Source organism: Leuconostoc carnosum, assembly GCF_014207505.1.
In the GTDB taxonomy this organism is placed as follows: Bacteria; Bacillota; Bacilli; order Lactobacillales; family Lactobacillaceae; genus Leuconostoc; species Leuconostoc carnosum.
The window spans coordinates 364,263-389,578 of the sequence record NZ_JACHGL010000001.1 but is presented as its reverse complement, the minus strand read 5'-3'; the positions used below and the strand labels follow the sequence as shown (position 1 = coordinate 389,578).

General features: G+C 34.0%; 25 protein-coding genes and 3 riboswitches. Of the genes, 3 read left to right on the top strand and 22 right to left on the bottom strand.

Annotated elements, in window-relative coordinates:
- Nucleotides 1-68: 68 nt before the first annotated feature.
- A riboswitch (TPP riboswitch) is annotated at nucleotides 69-157 on the bottom strand.
- A gap of 155 nt (nucleotides 158-312) precedes the next feature.
- Nucleotides 313-1,071 carry an NADP-dependent (R)-specific alcohol dehydrogenase gene (locus tag HNQ98_RS01780; protein WP_135197420.1) on the bottom strand — a complete coding sequence of 253 codons (759 nt, stop codon included), beginning with the start codon at nucleotides 1,069-1,071 and terminating at the stop codon, nucleotides 313-315.
- Nucleotides 1,072-1,379: 308 nt separating this feature from the next.
- A complete protein-coding gene (locus tag HNQ98_RS01775; RefSeq protein ID WP_135197421.1) occupies nucleotides 1,380-2,027 on the bottom strand; it encodes a cyclic nucleotide-binding domain-containing protein in 648 nt (215 codons plus the stop codon).
- 102 nt (nucleotides 2,028-2,129) lie between these two features.
- Between HNQ98_RS01775 and HNQ98_RS01770 the strand changes: the two genes are divergently transcribed.
- Nucleotides 2,130-2,819, top strand: coding sequence for a YjjG family noncanonical pyrimidine nucleotidase (locus HNQ98_RS01770; protein WP_135197422.1), 690 nt, complete (start codon nucleotides 2,130-2,132; stop codon nucleotides 2,817-2,819).
- Between the two features lie 68 nt (nucleotides 2,820-2,887).
- Here HNQ98_RS01770 and msrA read toward each other — a convergent pair whose 3' ends face one another.
- On the bottom strand, nucleotides 2,888-3,715 hold the full coding sequence (msrA, locus tag HNQ98_RS01765) for a peptide-methionine (S)-S-oxide reductase MsrA (protein ID WP_135197423.1): 828 nt from the start codon (nucleotides 3,713-3,715) through the stop codon (nucleotides 2,888-2,890).
- A 68-nt stretch (nucleotides 3,716-3,783) separates the two neighbouring features.
- Nucleotides 3,784-4,341, bottom strand: coding sequence for a TetR/AcrR family transcriptional regulator (locus HNQ98_RS01760; RefSeq protein WP_135197424.1), 558 nt, complete (start codon nucleotides 4,339-4,341; stop codon nucleotides 3,784-3,786).
- Between the two features lie 141 nt (nucleotides 4,342-4,482).
- Here HNQ98_RS01760 and HNQ98_RS01755 point away from each other — a divergent pair, with 141 nt between their 5' ends.
- A complete protein-coding gene (locus tag HNQ98_RS01755) occupies nucleotides 4,483-5,616 on the top strand; it encodes an alpha/beta fold hydrolase (protein ID WP_135198144.1) in 1,134 nt (377 codons plus the stop codon).
- A gap of 20 nt (nucleotides 5,617-5,636) precedes the next feature.
- On the opposite strand, the gene HNQ98_RS01750 is transcribed toward HNQ98_RS01755, so the two are convergent.
- The 10 genes from HNQ98_RS01750 to HNQ98_RS01705 all read right to left on the bottom strand — a co-directional run bounded on the left by HNQ98_RS01750 (nucleotide 5,637) and on the right by HNQ98_RS01705 (nucleotide 13,943).
- Nucleotides 5,637-6,617 carry a S66 family peptidase gene (locus HNQ98_RS01750; RefSeq protein WP_223822766.1) on the bottom strand — a complete coding sequence of 327 codons (981 nt, stop codon included), beginning with the start codon at nucleotides 6,615-6,617 and terminating at the stop codon, nucleotides 5,637-5,639.
- Between the two features lie 400 nt (nucleotides 6,618-7,017).
- Nucleotides 7,018-7,653 carry an NADPH-dependent F420 reductase gene (locus tag HNQ98_RS01745; RefSeq protein ID WP_135197427.1) on the bottom strand — a complete coding sequence of 212 codons (636 nt, stop codon included), beginning with the start codon at nucleotides 7,651-7,653 and terminating at the stop codon, nucleotides 7,018-7,020.
- A gap of 526 nt (nucleotides 7,654-8,179) precedes the next feature.
- The gene (locus HNQ98_RS01740) at nucleotides 8,180-8,542 is read right to left on the bottom strand and encodes a DUF1304 domain-containing protein (protein ID WP_135197428.1); all 363 of its coding nucleotides are present in this window, start codon (nucleotides 8,540-8,542) and stop codon (nucleotides 8,180-8,182) included.
- The gene (locus HNQ98_RS01735; RefSeq protein WP_135197429.1) at nucleotides 8,543-9,010 is read right to left on the bottom strand and encodes a MarR family transcriptional regulator; all 468 of its coding nucleotides are present in this window, start codon (nucleotides 9,008-9,010) and stop codon (nucleotides 8,543-8,545) included.
- Between the two features lie 232 nt (nucleotides 9,011-9,242).
- Nucleotides 9,243-9,674, bottom strand: coding sequence for an Rrf2 family transcriptional regulator (locus HNQ98_RS01730; protein ID WP_135197430.1), 432 nt, complete (start codon nucleotides 9,672-9,674; stop codon nucleotides 9,243-9,245).
- 131 nt (nucleotides 9,675-9,805) lie between these two features.
- Nucleotides 9,806-10,657 (bottom strand): NAD(P)H-binding protein, encoded by an 852-nt coding sequence (locus HNQ98_RS01725; RefSeq protein ID WP_150259491.1) that lies wholly within the window; start codon nucleotides 10,655-10,657, stop codon nucleotides 9,806-9,808.
- A gap of 194 nt (nucleotides 10,658-10,851) precedes the next feature.
- Nucleotides 10,852-11,307 (bottom strand): free L-methionine (R)-S-oxide reductase MsrC, encoded by a 456-nt coding sequence (gene msrC / locus HNQ98_RS01720; protein WP_135197432.1) that lies wholly within the window; start codon nucleotides 11,305-11,307, stop codon nucleotides 10,852-10,854.
- Between the two features lie 212 nt (nucleotides 11,308-11,519).
- Nucleotides 11,520-12,974: an MFS transporter gene (locus HNQ98_RS01715; RefSeq protein ID WP_223822767.1), complete on the bottom strand. Its 1,455-nt coding sequence runs from the start codon at nucleotides 12,972-12,974 to the stop codon at nucleotides 11,520-11,522.
- Nucleotides 12,975-13,038: 64 nt separating this feature from the next.
- Complete coding sequence (locus HNQ98_RS01710) at nucleotides 13,039-13,323, bottom strand: ArsR/SmtB family transcription factor (RefSeq protein ID WP_135197433.1); 285 nt, start codon at nucleotides 13,321-13,323, stop codon at nucleotides 13,039-13,041.
- A 137-nt stretch (nucleotides 13,324-13,460) separates the two neighbouring features.
- Nucleotides 13,461-13,943 (bottom strand): MepB family protein, encoded by a 483-nt coding sequence (locus HNQ98_RS01705; RefSeq protein WP_135197434.1) that lies wholly within the window; start codon nucleotides 13,941-13,943, stop codon nucleotides 13,461-13,463.
- A 156-nt stretch (nucleotides 13,944-14,099) separates the two neighbouring features.
- A riboswitch (TPP riboswitch) is annotated at nucleotides 14,100-14,188 on the top strand.
- A gap of 115 nt (nucleotides 14,189-14,303) precedes the next feature.
- Here HNQ98_RS01705 and HNQ98_RS01700 point away from each other — a divergent pair.
- Nucleotides 14,304-15,008, top strand: a complete 705-nt coding sequence (locus HNQ98_RS01700) for a TenA family protein (RefSeq protein ID WP_135197435.1) — start codon at nucleotides 14,304-14,306, stop codon at nucleotides 15,006-15,008.
- Nucleotides 15,009-15,601: 593 nt separating this feature from the next.
- Here HNQ98_RS01700 and HNQ98_RS01695 read toward each other — a convergent pair.
- The 8 genes from HNQ98_RS01695 to HNQ98_RS01665 form a co-directional block, all read right to left on the bottom strand.
- Nucleotides 15,602-16,444 carry an aldo/keto reductase gene (locus tag HNQ98_RS01695; RefSeq protein ID WP_135197436.1) on the bottom strand — a complete coding sequence of 281 codons (843 nt, stop codon included), beginning with the start codon at nucleotides 16,442-16,444 and terminating at the stop codon, nucleotides 15,602-15,604.
- A gap of 99 nt (nucleotides 16,445-16,543) precedes the next feature.
- On the bottom strand, nucleotides 16,544-16,672 hold the full coding sequence (locus HNQ98_RS09220; RefSeq protein WP_019040312.1) for a hypothetical protein: 129 nt from the start codon (nucleotides 16,670-16,672) through the stop codon (nucleotides 16,544-16,546).
- 541 nt (nucleotides 16,673-17,213) lie between these two features.
- On the bottom strand, nucleotides 17,214-19,853 hold the full coding sequence (locus HNQ98_RS01690; protein WP_135197437.1) for a cation-translocating P-type ATPase: 2,640 nt from the start codon (nucleotides 19,851-19,853) through the stop codon (nucleotides 17,214-17,216).
- 62 nt (nucleotides 19,854-19,915) lie between these two features.
- On the bottom strand, nucleotides 19,916-20,563 hold the full coding sequence (locus HNQ98_RS01685; RefSeq protein WP_135197438.1) for a YcjF family protein: 648 nt from the start codon (nucleotides 20,561-20,563) through the stop codon (nucleotides 19,916-19,918).
- 184 nt (nucleotides 20,564-20,747) lie between these two features.
- Nucleotides 20,748-21,563 carry a hydroxyethylthiazole kinase gene (gene thiM / locus HNQ98_RS01680; RefSeq protein ID WP_135197439.1) on the bottom strand — a complete coding sequence of 272 codons (816 nt, stop codon included), beginning with the start codon at nucleotides 21,561-21,563 and terminating at the stop codon, nucleotides 20,748-20,750.
- On the bottom strand, nucleotides 21,563-22,075 hold the full coding sequence (gene thiW / locus HNQ98_RS01675; RefSeq protein ID WP_014974371.1) for an energy coupling factor transporter S component ThiW: 513 nt from the start codon (nucleotides 22,073-22,075) through the stop codon (nucleotides 21,563-21,565). Before thiW ends, thiM begins: the two co-directional genes overlap by 1 nt.
- A gap of 265 nt (nucleotides 22,076-22,340) precedes the next feature.
- A riboswitch (TPP riboswitch) is annotated at nucleotides 22,341-22,434 on the bottom strand.
- An 89-nt stretch (nucleotides 22,435-22,523) separates the two neighbouring features.
- Complete coding sequence (locus HNQ98_RS01670) at nucleotides 22,524-24,206, bottom strand: putative glycosyltransferase family protein (RefSeq protein WP_135198145.1); 1,683 nt, start codon at nucleotides 24,204-24,206, stop codon at nucleotides 22,524-22,526.
- 342 nt (nucleotides 24,207-24,548) lie between these two features.
- Complete coding sequence (locus HNQ98_RS01665) at nucleotides 24,549-25,316, bottom strand: SDR family oxidoreductase (protein ID WP_135197441.1); 768 nt, start codon at nucleotides 25,314-25,316, stop codon at nucleotides 24,549-24,551.

The following is a 25,316-nucleotide window of genomic DNA, read 5'->3' as shown; positions in this document are numbered from 1 at the left end:
AGCACCCATGCCAGCGGACAAAAGTGCTCTAAAAATTGAGTTAAATATGCATTGCTAACAAGTTAATGTTGCATCACAAATCACTTTCCTCCGCTGGTATTATCCATCTCAGGTTCAAAGGGTACTTCTCAGCCAATTGGCGCCCCTAGTTTTAATGAGTATAGCCTATTTTAACGGCTTTGTCAAAGCAAACCGCCTTTTTCTGATTACTATTATGATGATAGTAATTATCTGTGTCCACATCGTCACATCGAGTCACTAAAAAAAGCAATCTCTACATTGATTGCTTTTTCTATATCTATAGCATTTTACTTATTGTGCCAAATAGCCGCCATCAACAACGAATTCAGCACCTGTTGCAAACTTTGATTCTTCACTAGCTAAATAGACTGCCATATATGCAATATCATTAGGTTCACCAATATGTCCCATAGGTGTTTGAGTTCTTTGTGATTGGGCTTCTTCTGCACCATCAATACCATCAACCAATGGTGTTTTGATATATCCTGGGTGAATCGTGTTGACACGTAAGTTATAGTCATTCAATGCTGCATGTAGTGCAGCTGACTTACTCAAAATGCGGACACCACCTTTTGAATGATTATAAGCAGCTAAGTTAGGATCACCAACAAATCCTTCAATAGATGACATATTAATAATTGAGGCACCACCAGCTTGGTTTTTCATATATTGCATACCGTACTTAGTTCCTAAGAAAACGCCATCAGAGTTGATTGATTGCAAAAATTTCCAGTCTTCATATGTTGTCTCTTCAATGTTTTTAGCAATTGCAACACCGGCATTATTGACAACCGTATCGACATGACCAAACCATTTAATCGTATTTTCAAATAAATCAATCCAGCCTTTTTCATCAGATGCATCATGTTGAACAAATCGTGCTACTGATTCATCACCAATTGTCTTTAGCGCTTCTGCACCAACATTAGCACGACGCCCAGTAATGACAACTTTAGCGCCTTCTTCTACAAACTTTTGAGCCATTGCTAAGCCAATACCAAGTGTACCACCAGTGATAATAGCAACTTTATTCTTTAACCGATCTGTCATAATTAAAACTCCTTTTCTCTTTACATGTTCATTATATCACATAAAAAGGTGATGAATCAAACATAAATAAGTAAAATGATTGATAATCGTTTATATATTAATGTTTTTTATTGTGATAAATGTTTTTTATTTTGTTATATAATTCATTATTTAAAAAAGTTATGATAATGATCCGTATAATCCTAATTTTTAAAGTTACTCACTAATATATTACAAAATAAAAAAAGGACCCATACTGGGCTCTTTTTGTTATTCCTGCTGTTTACTGCGTTTCGTCAAGAACTTTAGGCAATATTTGTTCATACACATTATGCGTCGATATATAATAATCTTAACTTTTTTGAATCGATTTGGTATTTGTTTCTTGATAATTTGTATATTAAACCGTCTTCTTCAAATTTTTTGTAAGTATAAAGGAGATGCCTGTAACTTACGCCAAGATATTCCATAACTAAACGATGTGGCTCACTATATCTATCTTCATATGAATCATCAAGAATAAATGTTGCCAAGCGATATTTGAAGGCATAAGATTTATGAACAATCATCCAGTTTGTTCTTTTGAGCACCTTATTGGCTAAATAGTGATTGATATTTTGCAAATACACAACATTATTTAATAAATATTTTTGCACAAGTGACTGTGGGATACCAATACATCGTGTTTTTCCTATTGAAATAACTTGTTTTGAATGTGTTGTTACGCCATTCAGTTCAAGCTCCCCTATCCAGTCTTTAGGATAAAAGAACTGTATTAAACTCATCGTACCCTCCTGTGATAGGAAGGTCACTTTAGCGTGACCTTCTACAAGATAATACAATGTTGCTGAATTTTTAATTTGTTCTGAAGTCATTATTATTTCTGTATTTTCAAAATAACATATATGACTACCGACAAGTACCTCTTGTGGGAGAAAAGATAATTTATATTTATCTATCATCAAATCGTCAATCATAACATCTCCAAGATATGTGATATAGCATATTATAATTTTACCATATCAATTATACTAGTTTAAGTAAAGTGCTTTTTAACTACAAAAATAGAGGAACAACTGATGATTAAAAATATTATATTTGATTTAGACGATACACTTTTAGACTTTAAACGTGGCGAATATGAAGGTGTGCGAGAAATATTAAAAAAGCAAGGTGCCATTGATTTAGATAGAGCTTTCACCAATTATAATGAAATTAATGATTCTATTTGGCAGAAAATTGAAAAAGGTTACGACAGGCAACCACTTTTAGATAATAGATTTTCGGATACATTGGCGTTAATGGGTATATCAACCGATGGCCGAGAATTAGAAAAAGAATATCGAAAGAAGTTAGATCAAAATTACTATGTGATACCCGGGGCAATTGCTTTATTAAAAGAACTGACAGAGCTTGGATTCACACTTTTTGTAGGTACTAATGGTGTTGCTAATACACAACATTCTCGCCTTTTAGGATCTGGAATCAATCAATATTTTGATATGATTTTCATTTCTGAAGAGATTGGATTCAGAAAACCAGATCCAAAATTTTTTTCATTTATAATTAACACAAATCCGGAAATTAATGTGGACAATACACTAATGATTGGTGACAGATTATCCGCAGATATCCAAGGTGCTTCATCTATTGCGATGAAGAATATTTGGTTTAATCCCAACAATGAACCAAGAAAAGAAGACATAAAGCCAACATATACTGCAGGTAGCTATGACGATATTCTACATTTTTTAAGAGGATTTAGTTAATAAACCCCAATCATTTATTTAGCGTCTCTCATGAACAAACAAATATAGAGATACCCTACTAAATCATACTAATTTTCTTTCTTAAATAGACGGCGAACAGTATTTTTTGATCGTAATAAAAATAAATATAATCGTCTTGATCGCTTAATTTTTCGATAACGTTGCGTATTTTTTTTATAAAAATTCTGATGAAAATTTTCCGCAGGCCAAAACACCGTTGCAGATTTAATTTCGACCACAATTGGTCGTGAAAAAAGTTCAGTATCAATAAGCGCTTGTTTTGATTGCTCAGCAATTTGACGTTGTTGGTCATTATTTACAAAAATAATTGGTCGATAATTCTCGCCCCTATCATCGATTTGGCCTAAATTATCTGTTGGGTCAATTAATTGCCAATAAACATCTACTAGCTGTTGATACGTTATGATACGACTATCAAATAGGATTTCTACAGCCTCCACATGACCAGTATTTTGACTGAACACCTGATCATAAGTTGGTTGTTGTAATGCACCACCTGTATAACCTGAAATAACTGCTTTAATGCCAGGTCGTGTATCAAACGGCTCTACCATACACCAGAAACAGCCACCTGCAAAAATAGCACGTTCCTGATATGGTGGGTCCTTTTCATCATGTAACTTGACTTGATCATATGAATCTGGTTGTGACTGGCCAGTTATTTTGAGATAAAAATCCATGACATCAGGCGTTAAATTATTTCGAATAGCTAATGGTTGCAAATCAGATTTTAATGTATCGATTTGCGAATTAAAAGTAACACTAGCACGCTTATCTTTGGCCTGCACCATTATCTCTCGTTCCCATTCCCTTGTTGCTGGATTCAAAATCAAATTATAAATATCTTGTTGCATTTCATCAGGATTTAAAGCCATACTGTCATTCTCCTAAGTTTTCTTAAAGTGCCTATGTGACACTTATCAGTAACTAATATGCCTTACGCTCACTTTAAAGAACTTGACATATCAAGCAACTTTTTTCTAATATTTTCAACAAAACTTAGCGTGTCATTATCAATGCCGTGTTCAAAAGTCCAATTTAGCGTGTCAAAAACTATACTAGCCCCAAATTTAGCTATTAATTCATTATGTCTACTGTTTGATTTGTTAATCAAATATTTTAACCAGTATTGATAAAGTATATGTTCAAATTTATTTTTTAAATTGTATCCAGGTTCATCAATTGAAAACAATGTTTGAATGATTAATTGCCTATCGGTCAGCTCATTATAAAACTGCACAATTGTCTCTTCAAAGTGTCCTGAAATTAATCCATCAAGTCGTTTTTTGACAATTTGTTCGAACACTAGAATTTGTGTATCAACTACTTGGGCTAATAAATCGTATTTATCTAAATAATGTAAATAAAATGTAGAACGGCTCGTTAACGCTTTTTTACAAATGTTTTCAACAGTAATTGCATGCAATTCTTTTTCATTTAGTAAGTTAATAAATGCGTTTTCAATATTTTGCTTTGTTTTAGTTGGTCTGATATCTGTCATACAGAACTATCCTTTTCTGTCCATAAATAGACATTTCAAAATATAATGTCCATTTATGGACATTATCAATAGCTTTGCTAATTGTTGTCCCTCACTCTTTTCATTATAATAAAATTATTAAATAAAGAAAGAGGTCTGAACATGTTTTACGAATATGTCAAAAATAATCAACAATGGAATTTACAAATCAATCGACAACTTGAAGAAATCAAGGAAAACCAGCAAGTTAAAGATGATTTACAAATAGCTATTCCAAAATTAACAAATGCGGATTCTTGGTACCAAACTTGGTTTACATTAGGAGAAACCAGAGAACAAAATGGTGATTTTACACTTGCTTGCGCCTATTTTGGACTGGCACAATTCTATTTAAGTCAGTATGATACTAATAAAAAAGAAGTTGTCCATCGTTATTTAGATAATTTCTATCGTTCTCATACGGAAATCAATTATGAAAATTATGAAGTGCCTTATGAAGGTAAGTATCTACCAGCAATAAAAGTCAATATTAAAGCTAACGCTAGCAAAACATTAATTATCATCAATGGTTTTGACAGTTTTATGGAAGAACTTTTAATTGCGATTAATTTCTTTCAAGGTTTAGACTATAATATTATTTTCTTTGATGGTCCTGGCCAAGGACGTGCATTAATTGATAATGATATTAAATTTATATCTAACTTTGAGAAGCCCGTAAGTGCCGTAATTGATTACTTTGCTTTAGATCAAGTCGATGTCATGGGTGTTTCATGGGGTGGCTATTTCGCTGTTCGAGCTGCAGCCTATGAAAAACGAATCAAAAATGTTATTTGTTTTGATTTTTTCTACGATGGATTAAACACTTTCCTAAAAGATTTTTCTCAAAATGATCAGACAACTATTCGCCAATTATTAAAAGAAAATAACAACGTCAAATTAAACCAATTAATTACGCCTTTAGTTGAAGTTAATTCTAACCTTAACTTCCTGTTCACAAAAGGATATGAAAATACCGGCACAAACACGCCCTACGCGCTATTACAAGAAATTGAAAAGCACACCATCAAAGGTATTGGACATTTAGTTAATCAAAACGTGTTATTACTTGCTGGAAAAGATGATCAATATGTACCATTTAAAGATTTAAAGTGCGAGCAGCAAGAATTAATAAATGCAAAATCACTCGAAACTAAAATCTTTACCAAAGAAACTGGTGGCGAACAACATTGTCAAGCTGGGCGATATGATTTAGCATTAAAAGCTATTCAAAAATTTTTATTGGCTCACACTGATTAAAGACTTAACCGCCATCTGAATCATCCTTTTAAAACAGTGATTGACACATCATTCTTTTTTTCGACATCGAGTGATACTTCACCACCTAATGGGAAGGTAAATATAGGTTGAGTATGTCCAAAATCAATATCATAAACAACAGGAATACTTTTCAGTATTGGAAACTTGTCTAATATAAATTTAATATCAGATGCAGACATTTTATTTTCAGTTGGAAATCTACCAATGATTAACCCCTTTATATCCGCATGTATTTGTAAAATCTGGGCAAGTTCTCTAGAAAATTCAAGTGCTTCGCCACCCTCAGATTGCTCTACGAAAATGATTGGATTTTTAATTTCAGGGAAGAATACTGTACCTGATTGCAGACAATATGTTTGTATATTCCCTCCAGTTGTCACGCCCCTTGTGTGTCCATGATTGTATATTTTCCACTTATTTGGCATAAGATGCCGTGGTAAATTGGGGTTAAACCACTTATCACTAGTCCATAAATGACTTGCACGTAATTCATAGTTTGATTCAGTCATTGCTCTTAACCATTCTTTGGTTTGAAAATCCTGTAACTCATCCATCTTAAATGATGAGTAGCTTGGACCATAGTAGGTAACTAGTCCTGTTTTAGCTCTAATAGCATTATGCAAACTAGTAGTATCAGAATAACCAACAAAAACTTTAGGATTATGTCGTATAATGTCCCAATCAATATATGGTAACAGCTCATTAGCATTTAAGCCACCGATTGTTGTCATTACTATGGCTACATTTTTATCACAAAACGCTTCATGTAAATCAGCAACTCGCGATTGGATGGAACTTGACTGAAATTGATCAGTTTCTAAAATATGCTTACCAAATGTCACTTTAAATCTCTGATTTTCCAACCGCTTTTTAGCCAATAAGTTCTCATCAAAACCACCAACCCGATCAATTGAAGAACTGGGTGAAATGATACGTATTTCATCACCACGTTTGATTTTTTTAGGAAAAATATAAGTCATCTTTTTACCTTTCACAGTCATTTTGTCAAAATTTTAACACAATTCATCAACTTAGTAAACATGATATTTTTATAATAAATCATTATATAGCCATTATTTAATCTGGATTCATTTATAATAACTTTATTACTTTTAATAATTGTTGTTTTTCTAATGTGGTATGATGATTATAAATTTCTACATTACTTTAGAGGCTAAAATGACATTTAGAGAATCACAATTATCAGATGAAACGATTTTCAATAACTGGATTAAATATTGGTGTCGCTATTGGATTGATTTATAGTGATAAATTTCGAATTATAACGTAAAGAATGCTTTAAAGTAACTTATCCGAACAAAAAAGCAACACACATCATAGGTGTGTTGCTTTTTAATAATTACAGGAATTCAAACTATTCTATTTAACGCTGTCGAGCGTAGGTACAGCGCCATTTAAGCCACCCATTTGATGTAATGCACCACCCACTTCAATATCAAGTGCTGATTCATCAACCGTGCCGACTAACTTTGGCGCAAAGCCAGCGTTAGTGATAAGTTCGCTGACCTTGTCGATAGCTTTTGACGTATCGGCAGCGAAATACAAAATAACTTGACTATCTTGGTAGTCCCCACCAGCTATAAGTGTCTTAGCATCTAAAGAACCAAATGCTTTTGCATATAAAGTATCTGCTAATAAAAGTTTTTTAATTTCAGAACCTGCCGAAACCCCATCGGGTAACGTACGACTCATTGTGCCAGTTGCATCAAACGAAATCGGATTTGATGGGTCGATCACTAACTTACCTGCAAGTTGTTGCTGGTATTTTTCAATCAATTGTTTTTCGTCAGCGAAGAAAATTGCCAATATGATGGTATCTGCTTGATCAATAGCTTCTTCGACCGTCACGACAGTAGCATTGTCGCCAATTTCATCAGCTAAATGCTTGGCTTTACTTACTGTACGATTTGCGAGTAAAAACTGCTGCCCATGTTTTGATAAATTGGTTGCAATCGCGCGACCAATATTTCCTGCACCAATAATTGCAATTGTCATTTTGTTCTCCTTTTACAATAGTCTCTTTTCTAAACTTCTAATTATACGATATCAAAACTATGTTACCACTTACATCTTAAACATAACACCAATAATATAAGCTGGCAAATAATTTGCTTTCAGCAATAATTAACATTAAACTTGGCATCTAACTATTGTCGCCTATCATTAGTATCTTTGATATCATACATTAACTGGAATAAGTCTAGATTGATAGCCTGTTAGTACCTTATGACTCATTTTTCTGAGTAACTTGCCGATAATATGTTTTGGAGGTTTGTAAATAAATGAAGTAATAAATAATAATTACTGCAATAACTGTTAAAACAGTTGTTGTGTAAACCACAGTCCCAATGGTTACTCCAAATAATTGCAAAATTTTATGAATCATAGGCATTGCAATTACATTGATGATAACTTACCATAAACACACTAAAAAAGAGTATTTTATCTAAAAATACTCTTTTGATTTATTATTACACCATAACAAAACATATAGTCATATTCTGGTGCCTATTGACAGTCATTAGTTCGTCATAAACAAGGTAATTAAAGCAATTAAAGCTGGTAGCCCTTGAACAAAAATAATTTTTCTGGCAGCTGTCAAACTGCCATACACCGCTGCAATTAGAATGAACAACATTTCCATCTGCAACATTAAAATTTGTTGTGGACCAGTCAACATTAACATTGTACTAATAATTAACACACCTAATAAACCGTTGTAAATGCCTTGGTTAGCTAATAACGTCTTCACTTCTGGCATTTCTACAAATGACTTATCTAATTCAAAAGATTTTGCTTGCATTGCCGATGAACCAAACATCTCAATGACCATGATTCCAATAGCCTCAACGGCTACCACAGTTGTAATAATATACGCAATCATTTATTTCCCCTCTTCTACTGTTTCTTGTTCTTGTAACATTTTTTTCAACACTGAATTTAGTGCTTTGTTTATTTCAAGTACATCTGCAATTGATCGACCGCTTTGACGTATTAATTCATCACGCATAATAGTCACTTCAGACAATATTTTTTCAAATAAAACTGTCTTGTTTTCAGCTATCTCAAGTACTTTGCTGCGCCGATCTGTAGTATTTTGTGTCTTGACAACCCATAACTTGTTAACAAGCTTATCAATCACCGGCGTTAAGGTGTTACTAGACAACTCCAGTTCAACACCAATGTCCATCAATTTGACTGACTGACGCTTATGAATAATAAGTAAACACATATATTGTAAATATGATAAGTCATATTTGTCTAAAACGTACTCATACAAATGGTGAAAATACCGATTGGTATTATATACTGATAAGCATAACTCATCATATAGATGTTCATCTTGAACCATATATGATTACCTCCTAAAATATTATATCGTGTACGACATATAATGTAAACCATATCACTATGACGTAAAAAATATGAATATGTTGAATCGTATCAATTATTTTTAAATCATACCCCCACAGCAATGACTCTTTCTTATGACACAAAGTGATTACTCAGATTACTAATCACCCAATTACAAGCCACTTCTCTACTTGATATCTTTAAAAAATTTCCGATATTGGTCAACTAGTTCATATATTAGCGTTATGCTGAGCTAATATATCGTCAACAATGGATTTTATAGTTATTTTTTTCATTTCATCATGCGCTGTTGTTTCAATATCACTATAAATGACATCTAATGTACTTTGAATATTCGCGCCGACAATACAGTCTGGATTTGTTTTGGGATCAATATGTAGTAAATTGTGATCCATCGTAATCGCCATATAAACATCATAAACGCTAATATCAGCAATATCTTGCGCTAATTGTGGTGAAGCAGTCCCTTGCCGGGTTATTATTAATGATGCTGTTCGTAAATCACTCATTAAATTACGTACAACACTAGCATTTGAACCAATACTATCAGCTATTCTTTGACTAGAAAGATCATCATTTTCATAGATGCTTAGGAACGCCAATATATGTATTGCATCACTCAACTTATAAGAAAACCGCATGTCTACCTCTTTTCTTGATTTGTTCACTTTATAATACTTGACAGTATATTATAACTTTTAGTTATACAAAAAGACATAACTTATAGCTATGTCTTTTACTTGCTTTCAAATAATCACATTAAATGATAAATTTATTTTTCTAAAATCTCTTGAATAGCATCAGGTAAACGCTTGAGATTATGTCCCAATACATCAACTAAATCTGTACTACTTGTTTCCAGTGAGCCATCATCAATAGGTTTTTGAAACGAAGTAAACAAGACGGCAGTATCATGATCTAATCCTGTTTTCTCTAACTGCGCGGTATAGTCGCTAGCTGGCATTTTAACAATTTTAACATTCTGATTAATAGCCACTTTCAATGCCTCGCCTAAATCATTAAAGTTTTTCGCCGGACCCGAAAATTCATATACTTCTTTATTTTCTATCTGCGTAAGCACTTTAATAGCACCTTCCGCATATTCACGTTCAAGCGCCCAACCAGCATGGTTATCCGCCCAATACGCTGCAATGTGATTAGCAACACCACTACTCAAGAAGCCAATTTCATTTTCAATATACCAATTATTTCTTAAAAATGCATGAGGGATACCTGCTGCCTTGATAGCATTTTCTGTTGCTTTATGATCGCTAGCTAAAAAGCTAGAAGATGTCTCAGCTTTTGGAAAACTTGTGTAGGCAACAAACTTCACATTGCTAGCAGATAAAGCTTTAACCATATTGAGATGTTGGTCAACGCGTTCAACTCTTCCGCCAGGTTGAGAGGAAATAAATAACACACGGTCAATCCCTTCCAAAGCAGTGATCATTTGATCCACATTATCATATGATGCTTCGCGTACTTCAACATTACCAAAAATTTTTTTTGCTTTATCTAAATCACGAGCAATTAGGACAATCTCCTCATGAGGTACTGTCTTAAGTAGATGAGTAACAGCAGCTTGACCAAATTTACCAGTGGCAGCAGTGATAGCATATTTCATAATTTAAAAATCCCTTTCTATAACTAACTTGTTGTTTTTAAATATACATGTATTATAACATATCCTCCTAGAAACATGTCAAACAGTTAGATTTAGTACAAGTCTTACAAGCTATGACGTTATTTCAACCACAAAAAAAGCGACTGACATATTAGACCACTTAATATATCAGTTGCTATTTCTATTAGAAATACTTAAATATGTTGTGCTAGTACTTGCGCTAACTCTTCAACTTCATTTTTATCAATTTCAGTAAAGCGATCTAACTCTGGTGAATCAATATCAATAACGCCATAAACTCGTTCATTCTTATATATTGGAATAACTAATTCAGCATTACTTTCTGCATCACAGACAATGTGTCCCGTAAACTCATGAACATTTGCAACCATCATACTTTTTTTATGAGCAAAAGCTGCCCCAACAACACCGGTTCCAGGTTGAATATGCATGCATGCTACTTTACCTTGGAAAGGACCCAAATCCAAGACTTGCGTTTCGGTATTATAAATATAAAACCCTGCCCAATTGATATTTTCATAATTTTGAAATATCAAGGCAGCTGCGTTAGATAGATTTGATACCGTGTTGTTTTCATTTTCCAGCAATGCTTCCAACTGTTGACTAACCAAACTTTGAATATCACTCATAACTTTATATCTCACTTTCCAAAATGACAATATACTTATTATTTATAAGTATATTAACATACATTGTATGTTAAGTAAATTAATCGTTAATTACCCATTTTCAAAAGTTAGTACTCTTTATCTTGCTATTCCAGGTAAATGCCTGTGATTAGTTCTAATTAGCTATACCTGGCTCAATTGACCTGTTTCTCTGAGATCGTGTTTTATTCTCACTATTTAATTGGTTCTGCATTTTTATCCATAATATTGAGTATCAAAACAACACCCAAAATAATCAGCACGATTAAAAAAACATTGTGCAAACCTGATAAAATGACACCATTCAACAAGCTAATATGTTCTGACTTATAACTACTGCTGATATAGCTATTTACCATTGAAATATTAATTACTTTTACATTGCTTAATTGATGATTAATCGTCAAATTGAAGGTCAGGCCAAAAATACCGGTAGCTAGGGTTTGCCCTAGCGTCCTTCCTAAAGTCAGCATAGCAGAAGCCGTTCCCAAAAGCGACTGATCTACGACGCGTTGTGAAATCAAAGTATTCATGGTAATAATAATACCCAGTGATGCACCTGTGATACCAGAAATTACGTAGAAAATTGATTGTGTCACTGTTGATTCTATAAATGTTAACGGTAGATAAAATAGAACCATTATTAAAATGAGAGCGATTGAAATATATTTAGGTGCCCATTTCTTCATTAAAACACCAACAAAAAAAGATGATATCAGCCAAAGAACTGGACTAGGCGTAACAGTTAATCCTGCAATGGCAGCACTAGCTTTATAAATAGCTTGTAGCCACATTGGAAAATAGGTCTGAAAGCCTATCTGAATAGCACTTAGTAATAACGCAGTCAAAATTTGTATCGTAAAAATATTATTTTTGAATAATGCTAAAGGAATGATTGGATCATTGGCGTATTTCTCTATTCTGACAAATAGTACAGCAAATCCGATGAGTAAAAATACCATTATCCATATAACCGACTTATTTAAATTAGTTTCGCCTAAGCCTTGAAACAGCAATAATGTCGTTATTAGTAATCCTGATAATGCTATAATCCCCTTGTAATCAATGGATTTTTTAACAAAAACTTGCTTATCTTCTTTGTAATTAAATAAAATAATGACAAAAACTAATATACCCAAAGGTATATTTATAAAAAATACCCAATGCCAACTCAATTGATCAACAATGTAACCACCAATTAATGGCCCTAATAAAGCAGAAATTCCCCACGCCGTATTATTTAATGCTAACATGGTAGTCCTTTTTTCGTAAGGAAACAAGTCAGCAATAATAGTAAAAGTGATGGGTATGATCGCTCCAGCACCAATACCTTGCAGCCCTCTAAAAAATATCAACATAATCATCTGATTAGATAACCCGGAAAAAAATGAACCCACGACAAATATGATGATACCAATTAGAAAAACACTTTTTCTACCTATCCGATCTGCTAATTTTCCATAAATAGGTGTTGACAATGCAGTGGTTAATAGATAAGTTGCAAAAACCCAACTTTGCATTGATAGGCCATCTAGCTGACTTACAATTCGTGGTAAAGCGGTTGTAATAATAGTCGTTTCGACAGATGTCATAAATGTAGCCATTAAGACCGCCACAATAATAAACATTATATTATTTTTTTCTTTCAAAATATCCCCCAATTATCATTCGATTGTTTCACAACAATCGAACTAAAACCTAAAAATAAAAGACTCATAAAGAGTCTAAAAACCCAGGTAAATATTTATTAAAATTTTGATAATTAAGAGATAGGTATTTACTCTGAGCCGACCTCCTTGTATGAGTCAACCCAACAGCACGCAACATTTTAAAATGATATGACACTGTTGATTTACTGATATCTAGTTGCTGACCTATCTCCCCACAGGTCATTTCACGATTAGCAATATACAAAGTTCTAATAATACTTAATCGATTAACATCTGAAAGCGTCTTAAAAATTTCTGCTCTTTTTAAATCTTCTTGTTCTATCATCATAGAACTAGCATAACTCTCAAAGTCACATTTTGTCAATAATTCATATTGTGTTAATTATTCCTAAATAAACAAAATATTAGTTTTTTGACTAAATTCAACCAATAATATATTTTAAAATGCTATCAATTGACACCACTTTATTTTAGAGAATATAGTACATTTATTTTTTCGGTTAGATCATCATCTTTAGCATCAACAAAATATTGACATTGCCATGCTTGTGTTTTCTGAGCACTTGAATTCAAATCTTTGATCCACGATGGATAGACTCGCATAGCCATTTTACCTACCTTATTGGTATCTGTCAAAACATGACGTTTGCGTAACTCATCCTTTGGTATGATAAATTGCCCTTTTTGTTGATCGTCATCAATGACTATAATTAATTTATCAGGGCTATTATTAAATAGAAAAGCGATATTTTGATTATTAGCGTCTTTTTCCCAGAAAGCAACAAAATATCCTTTCTTTTTTGGAGTCAATTTTGCTAATCGACTTCTAAACATTGTCTCACCAATCTGAAAAGTACAACCTTCATAATCTGCGTTCTGAAGTTCATAGTTAAGATTTTTGAGGGACTTTGTTCCCACCAATTGCGTTATCTGATCTAGCGACTTCATGTTATTTTAGTTCCTTTTTTCTTAAATTTAATAGCTTGCATGGTAAGAAATTTCATTAGTGAATATTGCTTATTTTTAATTATCAGTAAGCATCACATTAAGATATATTACCATGTAACTTAGTATCTCTCAACTTTTTGTGATAAAATAAAATTATAAAAATATCTGGGGTGCCTTGAGCTGAGATCATACCCATTGAACCTGATTGAGTTAGCACTCACGAAGGAAGATAGTTATAGAACAAATTTTAAAATAACAGTGTTCTTTTAAAATGGTGGTCCATTTCTACTTTTAGGTAAACCCAGCTCTAAATGAGCTGGGTTTTTAGATTATTTTTACAAAAAAAACGGAGAAAAAACTATGAAATTCAGTGAATTAGCGCATGAAAAAACAAAAACACTTTGGCAGTCCAGCAAAGAACATCCATTTATTAAAGGCATAGAAACTGGGGAATTACCATTATCTGCTTTCAAAGCCTATTTACTGCAAGATAATTTTTATGTTCAGAACTATCTTGCAATCTACAATAAAATATTGTCAACCACAAAAGATAATCAAATTATTGAGGAATTAAATTCAGGTATTTTGACAATTAACGATTACGATGTTGAGCAGCAACGTAATATTTACCAGTTACTTAGCATCACAAAGCAAGATATTCAAAAAACAACCATTTTGCCAACAACATATCACTATATCTGTCATATGCATCACGCCTTCAATGAATATAATGAAATCCATGCCTTATCCGCCCTCTTACCTTGCCCATGGTTATATTTAGAAATATTTGAAGACATGCTAGAAAGAAAAGACTATTTACAAGGGAAAGAGCAAATTTATATTGACTTTGTGGAGTCTTATGCGGATCCAGATTTTAAAAATTATGTTCACAAAATGATCGATTTATTGGATGATTTGGTTGAAAGACGACCTAAAGAAATAAAAATTGATGTTTTACTACAACAATTTTTATTTAGTAGTGCAGAAGAGCTACGTTTTTGGCAAATGACCCTTTTGCCAGAAGAGTGGGATAAATATGCAGTCGTACAATCAAAATTATCATAGCATGCCTTCATGTTTTAATATTTTATTTATGCAGTTCTACAAAGAAGCTATCACCTCTTTCTCAAATCAAGGATGCTTTTTGATCCAAATATTCTTTATTTGTGAAGGATGAATTAGTGTAAAATATTAAGTTTAATAGGAATTATAAGTATGCACGACATCTATTATTTTGGTACCACATCACAAATGCAAATAATATACTTGAACATAATGTACTTTTTTCCTCGAGCTTGACCGATACTTAAAATCTTTGTGCTTTTGACTACCAAAAATAAGGACTCTAATCCGAATTTTAACTACCCACTATCCACCCCTTTTTCATCAACTATTGATATCTTTTTTTCGATAGATTACTGTACCGTTAATAATTAAATTATTACTGTTAAAAACATTTTCTAATTAAATAGATACATTAAATAACAAAATACAATCCAACACTGAAAAAGCTACAAATACCTCAATACAGATTGTCAAAAACAATCATTAAGGATTTGCAGCTTTTATTTTAGTATCAAGTTAGTACTAATAGTACTAACTTGATGACATCCATACAAATATAGATGAAGGCTAATAAGTCCATATTGACTAAGCAATCAACCAAATTCCTCGTACTCTTTTGGATCTTGATCGTCAATACGACCGTCTACACGTTCTAAGTTAGTTATTTGACTTACTTCATCCTCAGTCAATGTGAAATCAAAAATATCTAAATTATTACGTTGGTGCTGGGGTGAAATTGTTCTAACTACAGGTAAAATATGTCGTTGTATGTGCCATTTTAAAATAATTTGACCAGTATCTTTACCATATTTTTCTGCTAAATTTACAATTACTGGTTCTGACAACTCACTACTACCTCTACCCAAGGGACTCCATGCCTCTGTCACAATACCATATTCTTGGTTCGTAGCAACCAAGGATTCTTGCGGCCAATAAGGATGGATCTCATTTTGGTTAACAGCGGGCGTAACACCTGTTATTGCAATTATTTTATCAAGATGTTCCTTTTCAAAATTAGATACACCAATAGAACGCACCAAGCCTCGTTTCTTAGCCTCAATTAATGCTTGCCAAGCTTCTACATAAGTATCACGTTTGGGTAACGGCCAGTGAATCAAATATAGATCCAGGTAGTCCAATCCTAACCGTAATAGTGATTCTTCAATGATTTGTAAAGCGTCATCGAAATGATGATATTGTCCAGGAAGTTTTGTTGTGACATAGAATTCAGATCTTGGCACACCTGAACGACGAATAGCCTCCCCTACGGCCCCCTCACTATCATAATTTGTAGATGTATCGAGTAGACGGTAACCACTTTGAATTGCACTCAAAATTTGGTCAACACCTTGATAACCACGAATTTGGTAGGTTCCCAAACCAATTTTAGGTAACAAGTGTCCATCATTTAACTCATACAATCTATCGAGATTCATTAAAAATTCCTCCTCATCCATTTTAAAACTATTGATAAAAGGTTTAACTTGTCTCTGGACAAACTAAACCTTTAATAAAGCATATACACTAGTTAAACATCAATCAGCTTTTTTATAATCAGCATTCTTTTCATTGTGGTCAAAGACATCTTCCTTATCAGTTGACTTGGGATCGTCTTTTTTATTTTGCTTTCTAACATCAATCTTTTCATTTTCTTTGTCTGTCATTGTATATTTCTCCTACGACTTCTATATAAAATGTTTGTCAGTGATGGTCATTTAGTAACTAGAAATGTACTCGACTCGTGGCTCGCTGCCTAATCCAACCTAGTGGTTCAGCACGACTTGTAACTGCACCAACGGCGGTACCCAGAATGGCACCTACAACTAATGTCCAAATCATAACATTCCCTCGCTTCCTTTTTTTACAAACTACTTCATCTAATTTGTTAACCACACTATAACACTAAACGAAAGCGGTTACTCAAATAATGCTCACTTATAAATTATGCACTTTCACTCCTCGTGATCATTTTTAAAACAAAATAATTTAAAAACACTCCATTAACTGGATCTAACGAATCCACATTAGCTCGTAATGGTACGGCATGGAAAAAATGGTCGCTTATAATATTTCCAATTTACTTATGTTAGATGATGATAGTGTAGTTGGCATTACTATTCACGATGTGCTGAAATAAATAGACTAACTACAGTGGCTATCATAAGCACAAAAAAACACCTTACCAGATGGTAAGGTATTTTTGTATTAAACCCTAAACAAACTAGGTCGTATATATTTCAAAAATTCAATAACAATCGTAGGCATTAAGGACAAAATAGCAATTATTGCCCAATGACCTAATGAAATCATAGTTAAGCCAAATAATGGCTGCGTCACTGGTAATAGTGTAATGACCAGCGTTATAATGGCTGCTAACAATGCCATATTAACTAATGACGGATTAGCACTATATTTAATACTAAATAATGTTTTTTCTGATCGAATATTGAGAACGTGAATGATAGAAGTTAATGACAAAACAGTAAATGCCATTGTTTGACCAATTTGTTCGTTAGGATTGAGCCCACCAATAACAGCATTTTGACCGACCCAAATTGCGACTAACGTTACAATCGCAAACAATCCAGCGTTCAAACCAATTTGACGTCCCAATCCCTGAGCAAATAACTTAACATGTTTTGCCATTGGCGGTTGATTCATGACGTTAGTCAACATAGGTTCACGGCTCAGCGCAAAACCTGGTAATCCATCTGATACCAAATTAATAAATAGCAAATGCACCGCCAATAATGGCGATCCCCATCCCAAAAGCATAGCAATAAATATAACCAATATTTCTGAGATATTAGCGCTTAATAAGAAATTAATGGTCTTTCTGACCTTAATATAAACACCACGTCCTTCAGAAATAGCGTTAATAATTGTTGCGAAGTTGTCATCTGTCAAAATAATATCTGAGGCTTCACGCGCAACATCAGTTCCGGTCTCACCCATTGAAATACCGACATCTGCTGCTTTTAAGGCTGGTGCATCATTGACACCATCACCGGTCATCGCAATTGTTGCATCTTGACGTTGCCATGATTTAATGATTCTGATTTTATCAGTAGGGGTCACACGTGCATATACAGTATAATCTTTGATATGTTTATCAAGCTCCTGATCCGATAATTTAGCTAATTCAGATCCGGTAATTGTTAGGTCTCCAGAACGTAAAATACCAATTTCACGTGCAATAGCACTAGCTGTTTCGACGTGATCACCCGTGATCATGATTGTCTTAACCCCTGCTAAACGTGCTTTTTCAACGGCTGGAGCCGACTCTGGACGTGGTGGATCAATGATACCAACTAGCCCAACCAAAGTCAGATCTTGTTCATAAAATTCCTGTGTAGGTGATTCCGGCATGACATCAAATGTTCGTTTAGCAATAGCTAGAACACGAAGCGCGCGTCTACCAAAAGACGTATTAACTTCTTCAGCGCGCTCAGAATTACCATGCTTGATCATTGGTAACAAAACATCAAATGCACCTTTAGTAATCGCAATATAACCGCCATCAGGCAGTTCGTGGACAGTTGTCATACGTTTTTTTGTTGAATTAAAAGGAATTTGTTCGACTAATGGATATTGTCTAAGTAATTCTTCGCGTGAAGTAATTGTCTCAATGGCGCGTACTAACGCTACCTCAGTTGGTAGACCTGCATAAGTCTTTTTTTCATCACTAATATTGACTTCTACATTAGTTGAAATAGCCGCCAAAGATAAAACATCTACAGCAGGTTCATCTAAATTTTCATCAACATCACTAAGATGATTCTGCTCATCATGCCATACTTGTCTGACTGTCATAACATTTTGAGTCAAGGTACCCGTTTTATCGGAAGCAATAACATTGGTGGTTCCTAATGTTTCTACAGCAGGCAATCTACGAATAATAGCATGCTTTTTCGCTATTGTTTGTACACTAAGTGCCAATGTCATAGTTACTATGACAGCCAATGTTTCTGGCACAACAGCAACAGCTAACGAAATAGCTATTAGGAAAATATGCTTCAAATCCATTCCCTGTATAACACCCAGACCCATAACAAATATGGCTGAGATAATGGCTACCCAAGAAATATTTTTCCCTAATTGGACTAAACGTCTTTGTAAGGGTGTTAGGGTATTCTGTGCTTCACTGTTAAGCAAGCCAGCTATCGTACCCATTTCTGTTTGCATACCAATAGCGGTAACAATTGCTCGAGCATGCCCATTTACAATGGTTGTGCCACGATACACCATTGTAATACGTTCTCCTAAGCTAACGTCATCATCAGATTCAAAAGTTGCTTTCTCATTTTTTTCAACTGGTAAGCTTTCACCTGTCAAAGCAGATTCTTCAGCTTGTAATTCGACCGCTTCAATCAACCGCCCATCGGCAGGGATTGCAGCCCCATTTTCAATGACGAGTAAATCACCAACAACCACATCATCAGCATCGATGAGTACTTTTTCCCCATCACGTAGTACTTTAGCTTGCATGCGATTCAGATTTTGTAAACTGGCTAATGAATCTTCTGCTCGACCTTCTTGAACAATTGATAGTATTGAGTTAATAATCACAATCCCAATAATGAGCAAACTTTCAAAATAGTGTCCAGTACCTTCTATGTACGTCGATACAAATGAAATCACTGCTGCAATTAATAATATGATTGTAGCAACATCCTGCAAACTAATCAGAATCTTGCGCCACAATGGTACCCTCTTGTCTGCCACAAAAACATTGCTACCAAATTCTTCACGGCTTTTAATCACCTGTTCCGAACTTAAGCCGGTTTCTATATTAACTTGATGCGCTTCTATTGTTTCTTCAATACCTTCTCGGTATACTGCCATGCAATTTCCTCCTTAGTTTTGTAAACGGTGCATCATTTTTTAAAATACGAGTTAACTAGCCCTCACTTAGGTGACTTGAAACGATGGATTGAATTAAACAATAAATTGAACTGCCCTTTAAAAGACATTGCTTGTTCAAATATATCTTCTCCATCGTTTAACATCTTTACAGTGACCCAACCCAGAGATTCAGTAATAGACACGGCCACAGAAGCATTAATAGCTGCGCCAGAAACTGTTCCAACAACAGGCACAAATTTAATAATGTTTCCCACTGCGCTGCGTCCAAGACTCACTACAACTAACTCTTTTGACAAGTTCTTACCTAAATTTTCTGACCATGATTGACCAAATAATTTATGTAAACGTGACATCATTGTCAGTTGAACAGGGACCAGTAAAAAAGCATCCGAAAATGGAATTGGTGAGCACCCAATAACTGCAGCACTTAACGCGGCAACATGAATAATACGATGACACTTCTTACGTGTTTCATCGTCAACACCCATCAAAAAAGTATCAGCCACCTGGTCGAATTTGCTCTGACTTTTAAGGCGGACTTTATCAGCTTGCCGTCTGGTTGTTTGATATGTACTTTTGATAATTTTAGCTGTTTTAACCGGTAATTTACTCAGTACTTCAGCAAAAAAAGAGTCAAATTCTTCATCCGACGTCGCATAATTTTCTTGGTGTTTTTTTCTCATAGCCATTCCCCCTTATCATTTTCATTTTAATCGTATCAGTAAATGATGCAAACATTATAACGTTCACTGGATCTAACACAAAAAGGACCTGCATTATACAAGTATTTATGTGATAAATCTAAACAATAACATTATATTTCAAGAATAACATATTTATCGTTGTTTCATCATAATAATGACTCGAACAGAACTAATTGAAAGTAGAACTATGAATATTTTTTGACCAACCTGACTTTTTTTGCAATAAACTAATTTGATTTAGCATTTCTTGTCTGAAATTTTCCAATCCGTGTGTCTGATTATCAGCTATTTCACCCGCAATGTTAAGATAACTAATTGCTATAGAGCTCGCCTCCCAAGCTGCTGCACCAGCACCTATCAAGGTTGCCATAATAGCACCAAGCATATCTCCTGTTCCTACAAACCGATCTAATGCTGCTACACCATTGCATAACAATGCGGAGCGTTCACCCTGTACGACAATATCACGCCTTCCCGTAGCTACAAACACTGTTTTAGGGTAGCGTTTACACAGTTCTTTGAGTGCATGATTAAGTTCTTGTAAGGCAAAATCACTTTGATCTGAGACGTCACCATCAATGCCTTTAGCAATTGTTGGCAAGCCCACCAATCTTCTCATTTCGGAAATATTACCTTTAACGATTGTAGGTTGATGATTGATAAGTTCGTCACCTAATTTTCGACGTTGCTCTGTCATACCATAGCCAACTAAATCAACGACAACTGGCTTATGACTAATAACCGCAAAATGGCTAGCCTCTCTTAAGCTAGCCTCATGATTGACAGTCAATCGTCCCATATTGAGCAATAAAGCATCAGTTGTTTTAAACAGATCAGCAAATTCACGAACATCACTACTCATAATCGGCTTGCCACCTAAATACAAAATTGTATTAGCTAATGTTTCTAAGGTAATATCATTAGTAATACAATGAATTAACGGCACATTGTTCAAAGGTATTATTTCTGCCAATTTTTTTGTCATTAGACGCTCGATTTCATAAATATTTGCTGCACATCCTGATAAATTTTGATTTTTGTTAGGTTAAGCAAAATAAAGTAGGCAATTACCGCACCAATTAACGTAGCACCAATAAAGCGTGGTGTATAAATCATCCAATATAACCCTTGATGCGTTCCAGTAAACCAAACCATGACTGGATATGATATTAAAGACCCAATAAGACCTGTCCCTACAAATTCACCAAACATCGCCCAATACATTGTACGTCCATACTTATAAAATAGACTTGACAACAAGGCCCCGAATACTGCACCAGTTAGCGCTAATGGTGGAATTCCCATGATGACTATTCTAATAATGCCAGTAATTAGCGCCATAACAACTGTGTAAAATGGACCAAGAGTCACCCCGGCAATAATGTTCATAACACTAGACATTGGTGCCATGCCTTCAATTCTAAAAATTGGTGACAACACAACGTCCAATGCAATCATAACCGTGACAATAGTAATTTTTTTGATTTTTATATTCATAGTATTCTCCATATCTTTTAGTAAGGATTCATCAAAAGTGTGCTCTTGTACAAATAAAAAGGCACTTTTATCATTAACACTTACTGTGTGATAACGCTATTGTTGGTTTTCAGTAACGCAATCAGCTTAAACCAGTCTTCAATATCGTCATAGTCGGTTACAACGTCTCTAATGATGCTTATTCATTTTTAAATTAATCCTTTCATACATTATTTGTTCAAACAAAAAGCGCTTTTCTCTAATTTGAGAAAAGCGCCATCTAAAAACAATCAGTATGGCACTTTCCTACGCTGGTGTTAACCAGATCAGGTTCAAAGGGTGCTTCTCAGCCACGCATAGTGGCGCCCCTAGTACAAAAGTATTATAGCATAAAAGTATCAAAAAGTCGTGAGAAATATTTGTAACAAGACATTCAGAAAATTGACAATATGTTAATTTAAAAAATTCATTAGTTACTGTGCCAAGTTTTCTGATATACAATAAATACAACAGACCAGCTCATAAACGTAAACAGTAGTATTGGGTAAAGAAACCAATCATGTTGGTAATAAACCACAAGTTGATTTGGCCCCTTCTTTTGTGTAATGATAGGCGTATTGATCGCACTAAATTGAGTCATATGTTTAGATATTGATGTGTGATTTAAAATCATCACAGTATTTTTATATTTAATAATTGGTAACTGAACCTTTTTCTGGTAATCACCATACCAGTTAAGGAATAATTTATGATCTTTAACTGATTTACGAAAGTTTTGTTGATTGTTTAAAATTAATGATTGGTATAGTTCATACTTACTTTTTTTGTTATTACTATCAATGGGCAAATAATCTGGTGTTGACTTTACAATGTACTGCAATGCCTTACTCTTATCTTTTTTAAAAAAAGATTGTTTTACTTGAGAATTATCGTCAGAATTGATACGGGTATGAACTTGTCCATTCAAATACTTTGTAGAACGGTGCCATACATTCAAAGTATTATTCGATGACATCATTGTTTGACATAACGACGCTGCCATCACAATAATGATCACACTATAAAACGACCAAGAAATGTATGCATTATTTTGTAACATTAAGCCAACCGCTAAAAGCAATAGTACCGTAAAAGGAATAAAAAATCTAAATGGAAATTGAATGAAGCTAAACACACTGTTACTAAATAAACGCCATGGAAAAATATTCGTCGATAATGTGAAACATATAAAAGCAGTTATCTCGGTTACTCGCAACAAAAGCGCTGATTTATGCCACATTTTAGTCATTTGCCAAACGAAAAATACAATAGCTAATATTAATACTGGCGGATAAACTAACCAATAACTACTACCAGTAAAAACTGTCATCCGCCACATATATTTATTAGTAAATGGCTGAGCAATATCGTTATAACCGTCAACAGCAATAAAACAATAAATGAGATTAGCAACTAAGGCAGTACAAACTAAAACTGACATACCGACTTGCTTAATTAGTTTTAATTTAATCATGCGACTTTGATTAAAAAAAATAGAAGAAAAAAAACAAATATATACAAAAACCAACAAAAAAGCTGATAGCATATGTACCTGAGCCATTGCTGCGACTGCCACTGCCGTTTTAATTGTGCTTAGTTTCTTATTCTCAACTAGATCTATCAGTGGTATAAAGCATACTGGCATTAATGCAGCACCCCAACTAGAGAAACCTTGCCGTATTGTCCAATATTGAATTGAATAACACGTCATATAAAAAATACTTAATGGCAAGCTATATTGATCACCGATTCTAGCTTTTTTTAATAGTAAATATAATGACAAACCTGCGCAAAAATATAATATGGCATTTGATAGCATCTGATATACAAACCAAGATGGACTCAAAAGAACCAGCAATCCTTGAGCATATGCCATTAAAGGGCCATACAAAGCGTTAACAATTCTACCAGACGATTGAAAACCATAAATTGAAATAAAATATTGAAAATCACAATGTTTTATTTGCATAGCGGTGTCATAAAAACGATTAAAATGGAAAATCGCATCTGAGCCAATAATCATGGCGTGATTAAATAAAAATGGTGTTATTAGTAATGTTGAGGCTAATAGCAAAATAAGTATACTAAAACTTTTTTTAATGTCATATGCCATTATTAACATTTTATCCCTTACGATAACAAAAAACAATTCACTAGCATAGTTAATTTTCTAGTTACAAAAAGCTTCAGATATCTTAGATAGATGTCTGAAGCCTAACACTGACGTGATTTTTGTAGTTCAACAGGTAGTACTTAACTCACTGCAAAGTAAAATATTAAATTAGGAGTACCCGGGAAGATAATTGACTACCACCAGTTGAACAAGTTAATTATATCACATTGTAAATCGTTTAACAAATACTAAACTAACTAAAGAAAAAATATTCGAATTTTATATAGTTAAGCATGTCACACTATAATTTTTATATTGTAGGTTCTAATTTTGATAATATCATCAAGTCATTGTTAACCCACCATCAACAAATAAACATTGTCCGGTGACATTACTGGAAAGTGCGGTTGCTAGATATACTGCTGTCCCCGCAACGTCTTCCGGTGTAGTTAACCGACCTGTTGGTGTTTGGTCAATAAGTTTTTCTCGCACGTCACGATGTGTCAATTGACTTGAGTCTGTTGGTACAGTTAGGCCTGGCGCAATCGCATTCACACGAATACCAAAAGCTCCTAATTCAATTGCCATGGTACGTGTTAATCCAAGAACAGCTGACTTACCGACAATATAGTCATGATACGGGATTGCTGGTGACTGAATTAAATTACTCGTGATATTAATAATGCTGCTCTCATTATTTTGCTTTAGTTTTGGTAAAACAAAATCAACTACATTCAAAACAGCCTTTAAACTACCATCTATTTGTGCTTGATAGTCAGACCATTGTAAATCACCTAATAATTTTCTATTTTTAGGGTCAAACTGATACTGACTCAGTGCATTATTAACAACAATATGAATTGTACCAAAATTATCCAAGATATTTTGCAGCATATTATGGACTTCCTGCTGATCTCGTATATCGCATTGCATCGCAACAGCTTGTCCACCTTGTGAAATGATACTTTGAACAATGGTCTGAGCATGTTGAGTATTATGCAAGTAATTAACAATAACTATTGCACCTTCTTTAGCATACATTTTTGCAATAGCTGCACCGATACCTCGACTAGCTCCAGTGACCAGTGCGACCTTATTTTTTAAAAGCAT

What these genes read in the sequence shown, in the direction of transcription:
- HNQ98_RS01780 (WP_135197420.1), bottom strand. Translation starts at nt 1,071, where the DNA reads ATGACAGATCGGTTAAAGAATAAAGTTGCTATTATCACTGGTGGTACA.
- HNQ98_RS01775 (WP_135197421.1), bottom strand. Translation starts at nt 2,027, where the DNA reads ATGATTGACGATTTGATGATAGATAAATATAAATTATCTTTTCTCCCA.
- HNQ98_RS01770 (WP_135197422.1), top strand. Translation starts at nt 2,130, where the DNA reads ATGATTAAAAATATTATATTTGATTTAGACGATACACTTTTAGACTTT.
- msrA (WP_135197423.1), bottom strand. Translation starts at nt 3,715, where the DNA reads ATGGCTTTAAATCCTGATGAAATGCAACAAGATATTTATAATTTGATT.
- HNQ98_RS01760 (WP_135197424.1), bottom strand. Translation starts at nt 4,341, where the DNA reads ATGACAGATATCAGACCAACTAAAACAAAGCAAAATATTGAAAACGCA.
- HNQ98_RS01755 (WP_135198144.1), top strand. Translation starts at nt 4,483, where the DNA reads ATGTTTTACGAATATGTCAAAAATAATCAACAATGGAATTTACAAATC.
- HNQ98_RS01750 (WP_223822766.1), bottom strand. Translation starts at nt 6,617, where the DNA reads ATGACTTATATTTTTCCTAAAAAAATCAAACGTGGTGATGAAATACGT.
- HNQ98_RS01745 (WP_135197427.1), bottom strand. Translation starts at nt 7,653, where the DNA reads ATGACAATTGCAATTATTGGTGCAGGAAATATTGGTCGCGCGATTGCA.
- HNQ98_RS01740 (WP_135197428.1), bottom strand. Translation starts at nt 8,542, where the DNA reads ATGATTGCGTATATTATTACAACTGTGGTAGCCGTTGAGGCTATTGGA.
- HNQ98_RS01735 (WP_135197429.1), bottom strand. Translation starts at nt 9,010, where the DNA reads ATGGTTCAAGATGAACATCTATATGATGAGTTATGCTTATCAGTATAT.
- HNQ98_RS01730 (WP_135197430.1), bottom strand. Translation starts at nt 9,674, where the DNA reads ATGCGGTTTTCTTATAAGTTGAGTGATGCAATACATATATTGGCGTTC.
- HNQ98_RS01725 (WP_150259491.1), bottom strand. Translation starts at nt 10,657, where the DNA reads ATGAAATATGCTATCACTGCTGCCACTGGTAAATTTGGTCAAGCTGCT.
- msrC (WP_135197432.1), bottom strand. Translation starts at nt 11,307, where the DNA reads ATGAGTGATATTCAAAGTTTGGTTAGTCAACAGTTGGAAGCATTGCTG.
- HNQ98_RS01710 (WP_135197433.1), bottom strand. Translation starts at nt 13,323, where the DNA reads ATGATGATAGAACAAGAAGATTTAAAAAGAGCAGAAATTTTTAAGACG.
- HNQ98_RS01705 (WP_135197434.1), bottom strand. Translation starts at nt 13,943, where the DNA reads ATGAAGTCGCTAGATCAGATAACGCAATTGGTGGGAACAAAGTCCCTC.
- HNQ98_RS01700 (WP_135197435.1), top strand. Translation starts at nt 14,304, where the DNA reads ATGAAATTCAGTGAATTAGCGCATGAAAAAACAAAAACACTTTGGCAG.
- HNQ98_RS01695 (WP_135197436.1), bottom strand. Translation starts at nt 16,444, where the DNA reads ATGAATCTCGATAGATTGTATGAGTTAAATGATGGACACTTGTTACCT.
- HNQ98_RS09220 (WP_019040312.1), bottom strand. Translation starts at nt 16,672, where the DNA reads ATGACAGACAAAGAAAATGAAAAGATTGATGTTAGAAAGCAAAATAAA.
- HNQ98_RS01690 (WP_135197437.1), bottom strand. Translation starts at nt 19,853, where the DNA reads ATGGCAGTATACCGAGAAGGTATTGAAGAAACAATAGAAGCGCATCAA.
- HNQ98_RS01685 (WP_135197438.1), bottom strand. Translation starts at nt 20,563, where the DNA reads ATGGCTATGAGAAAAAAACACCAAGAAAATTATGCGACGTCGGATGAA.
- thiM (WP_135197439.1), bottom strand. Translation starts at nt 21,563, where the DNA reads ATGACAAAAAAATTGGCAGAAATAATACCTTTGAACAATGTGCCGTTA.
- thiW (WP_014974371.1), bottom strand. Translation starts at nt 22,075, where the DNA reads ATGAATATAAAAATCAAAAAAATTACTATTGTCACGGTTATGATTGCA.
- HNQ98_RS01670 (WP_135198145.1), bottom strand. Translation starts at nt 24,206, where the DNA reads ATGGCATATGACATTAAAAAAAGTTTTAGTATACTTATTTTGCTATTA.
- HNQ98_RS01665 (WP_135197441.1), bottom strand. Translation starts at nt 25,316, where the DNA reads ATGCTTTTAAAAAATAAGGTCGCACTGGTCACTGGAGCTAGTCGAGGT.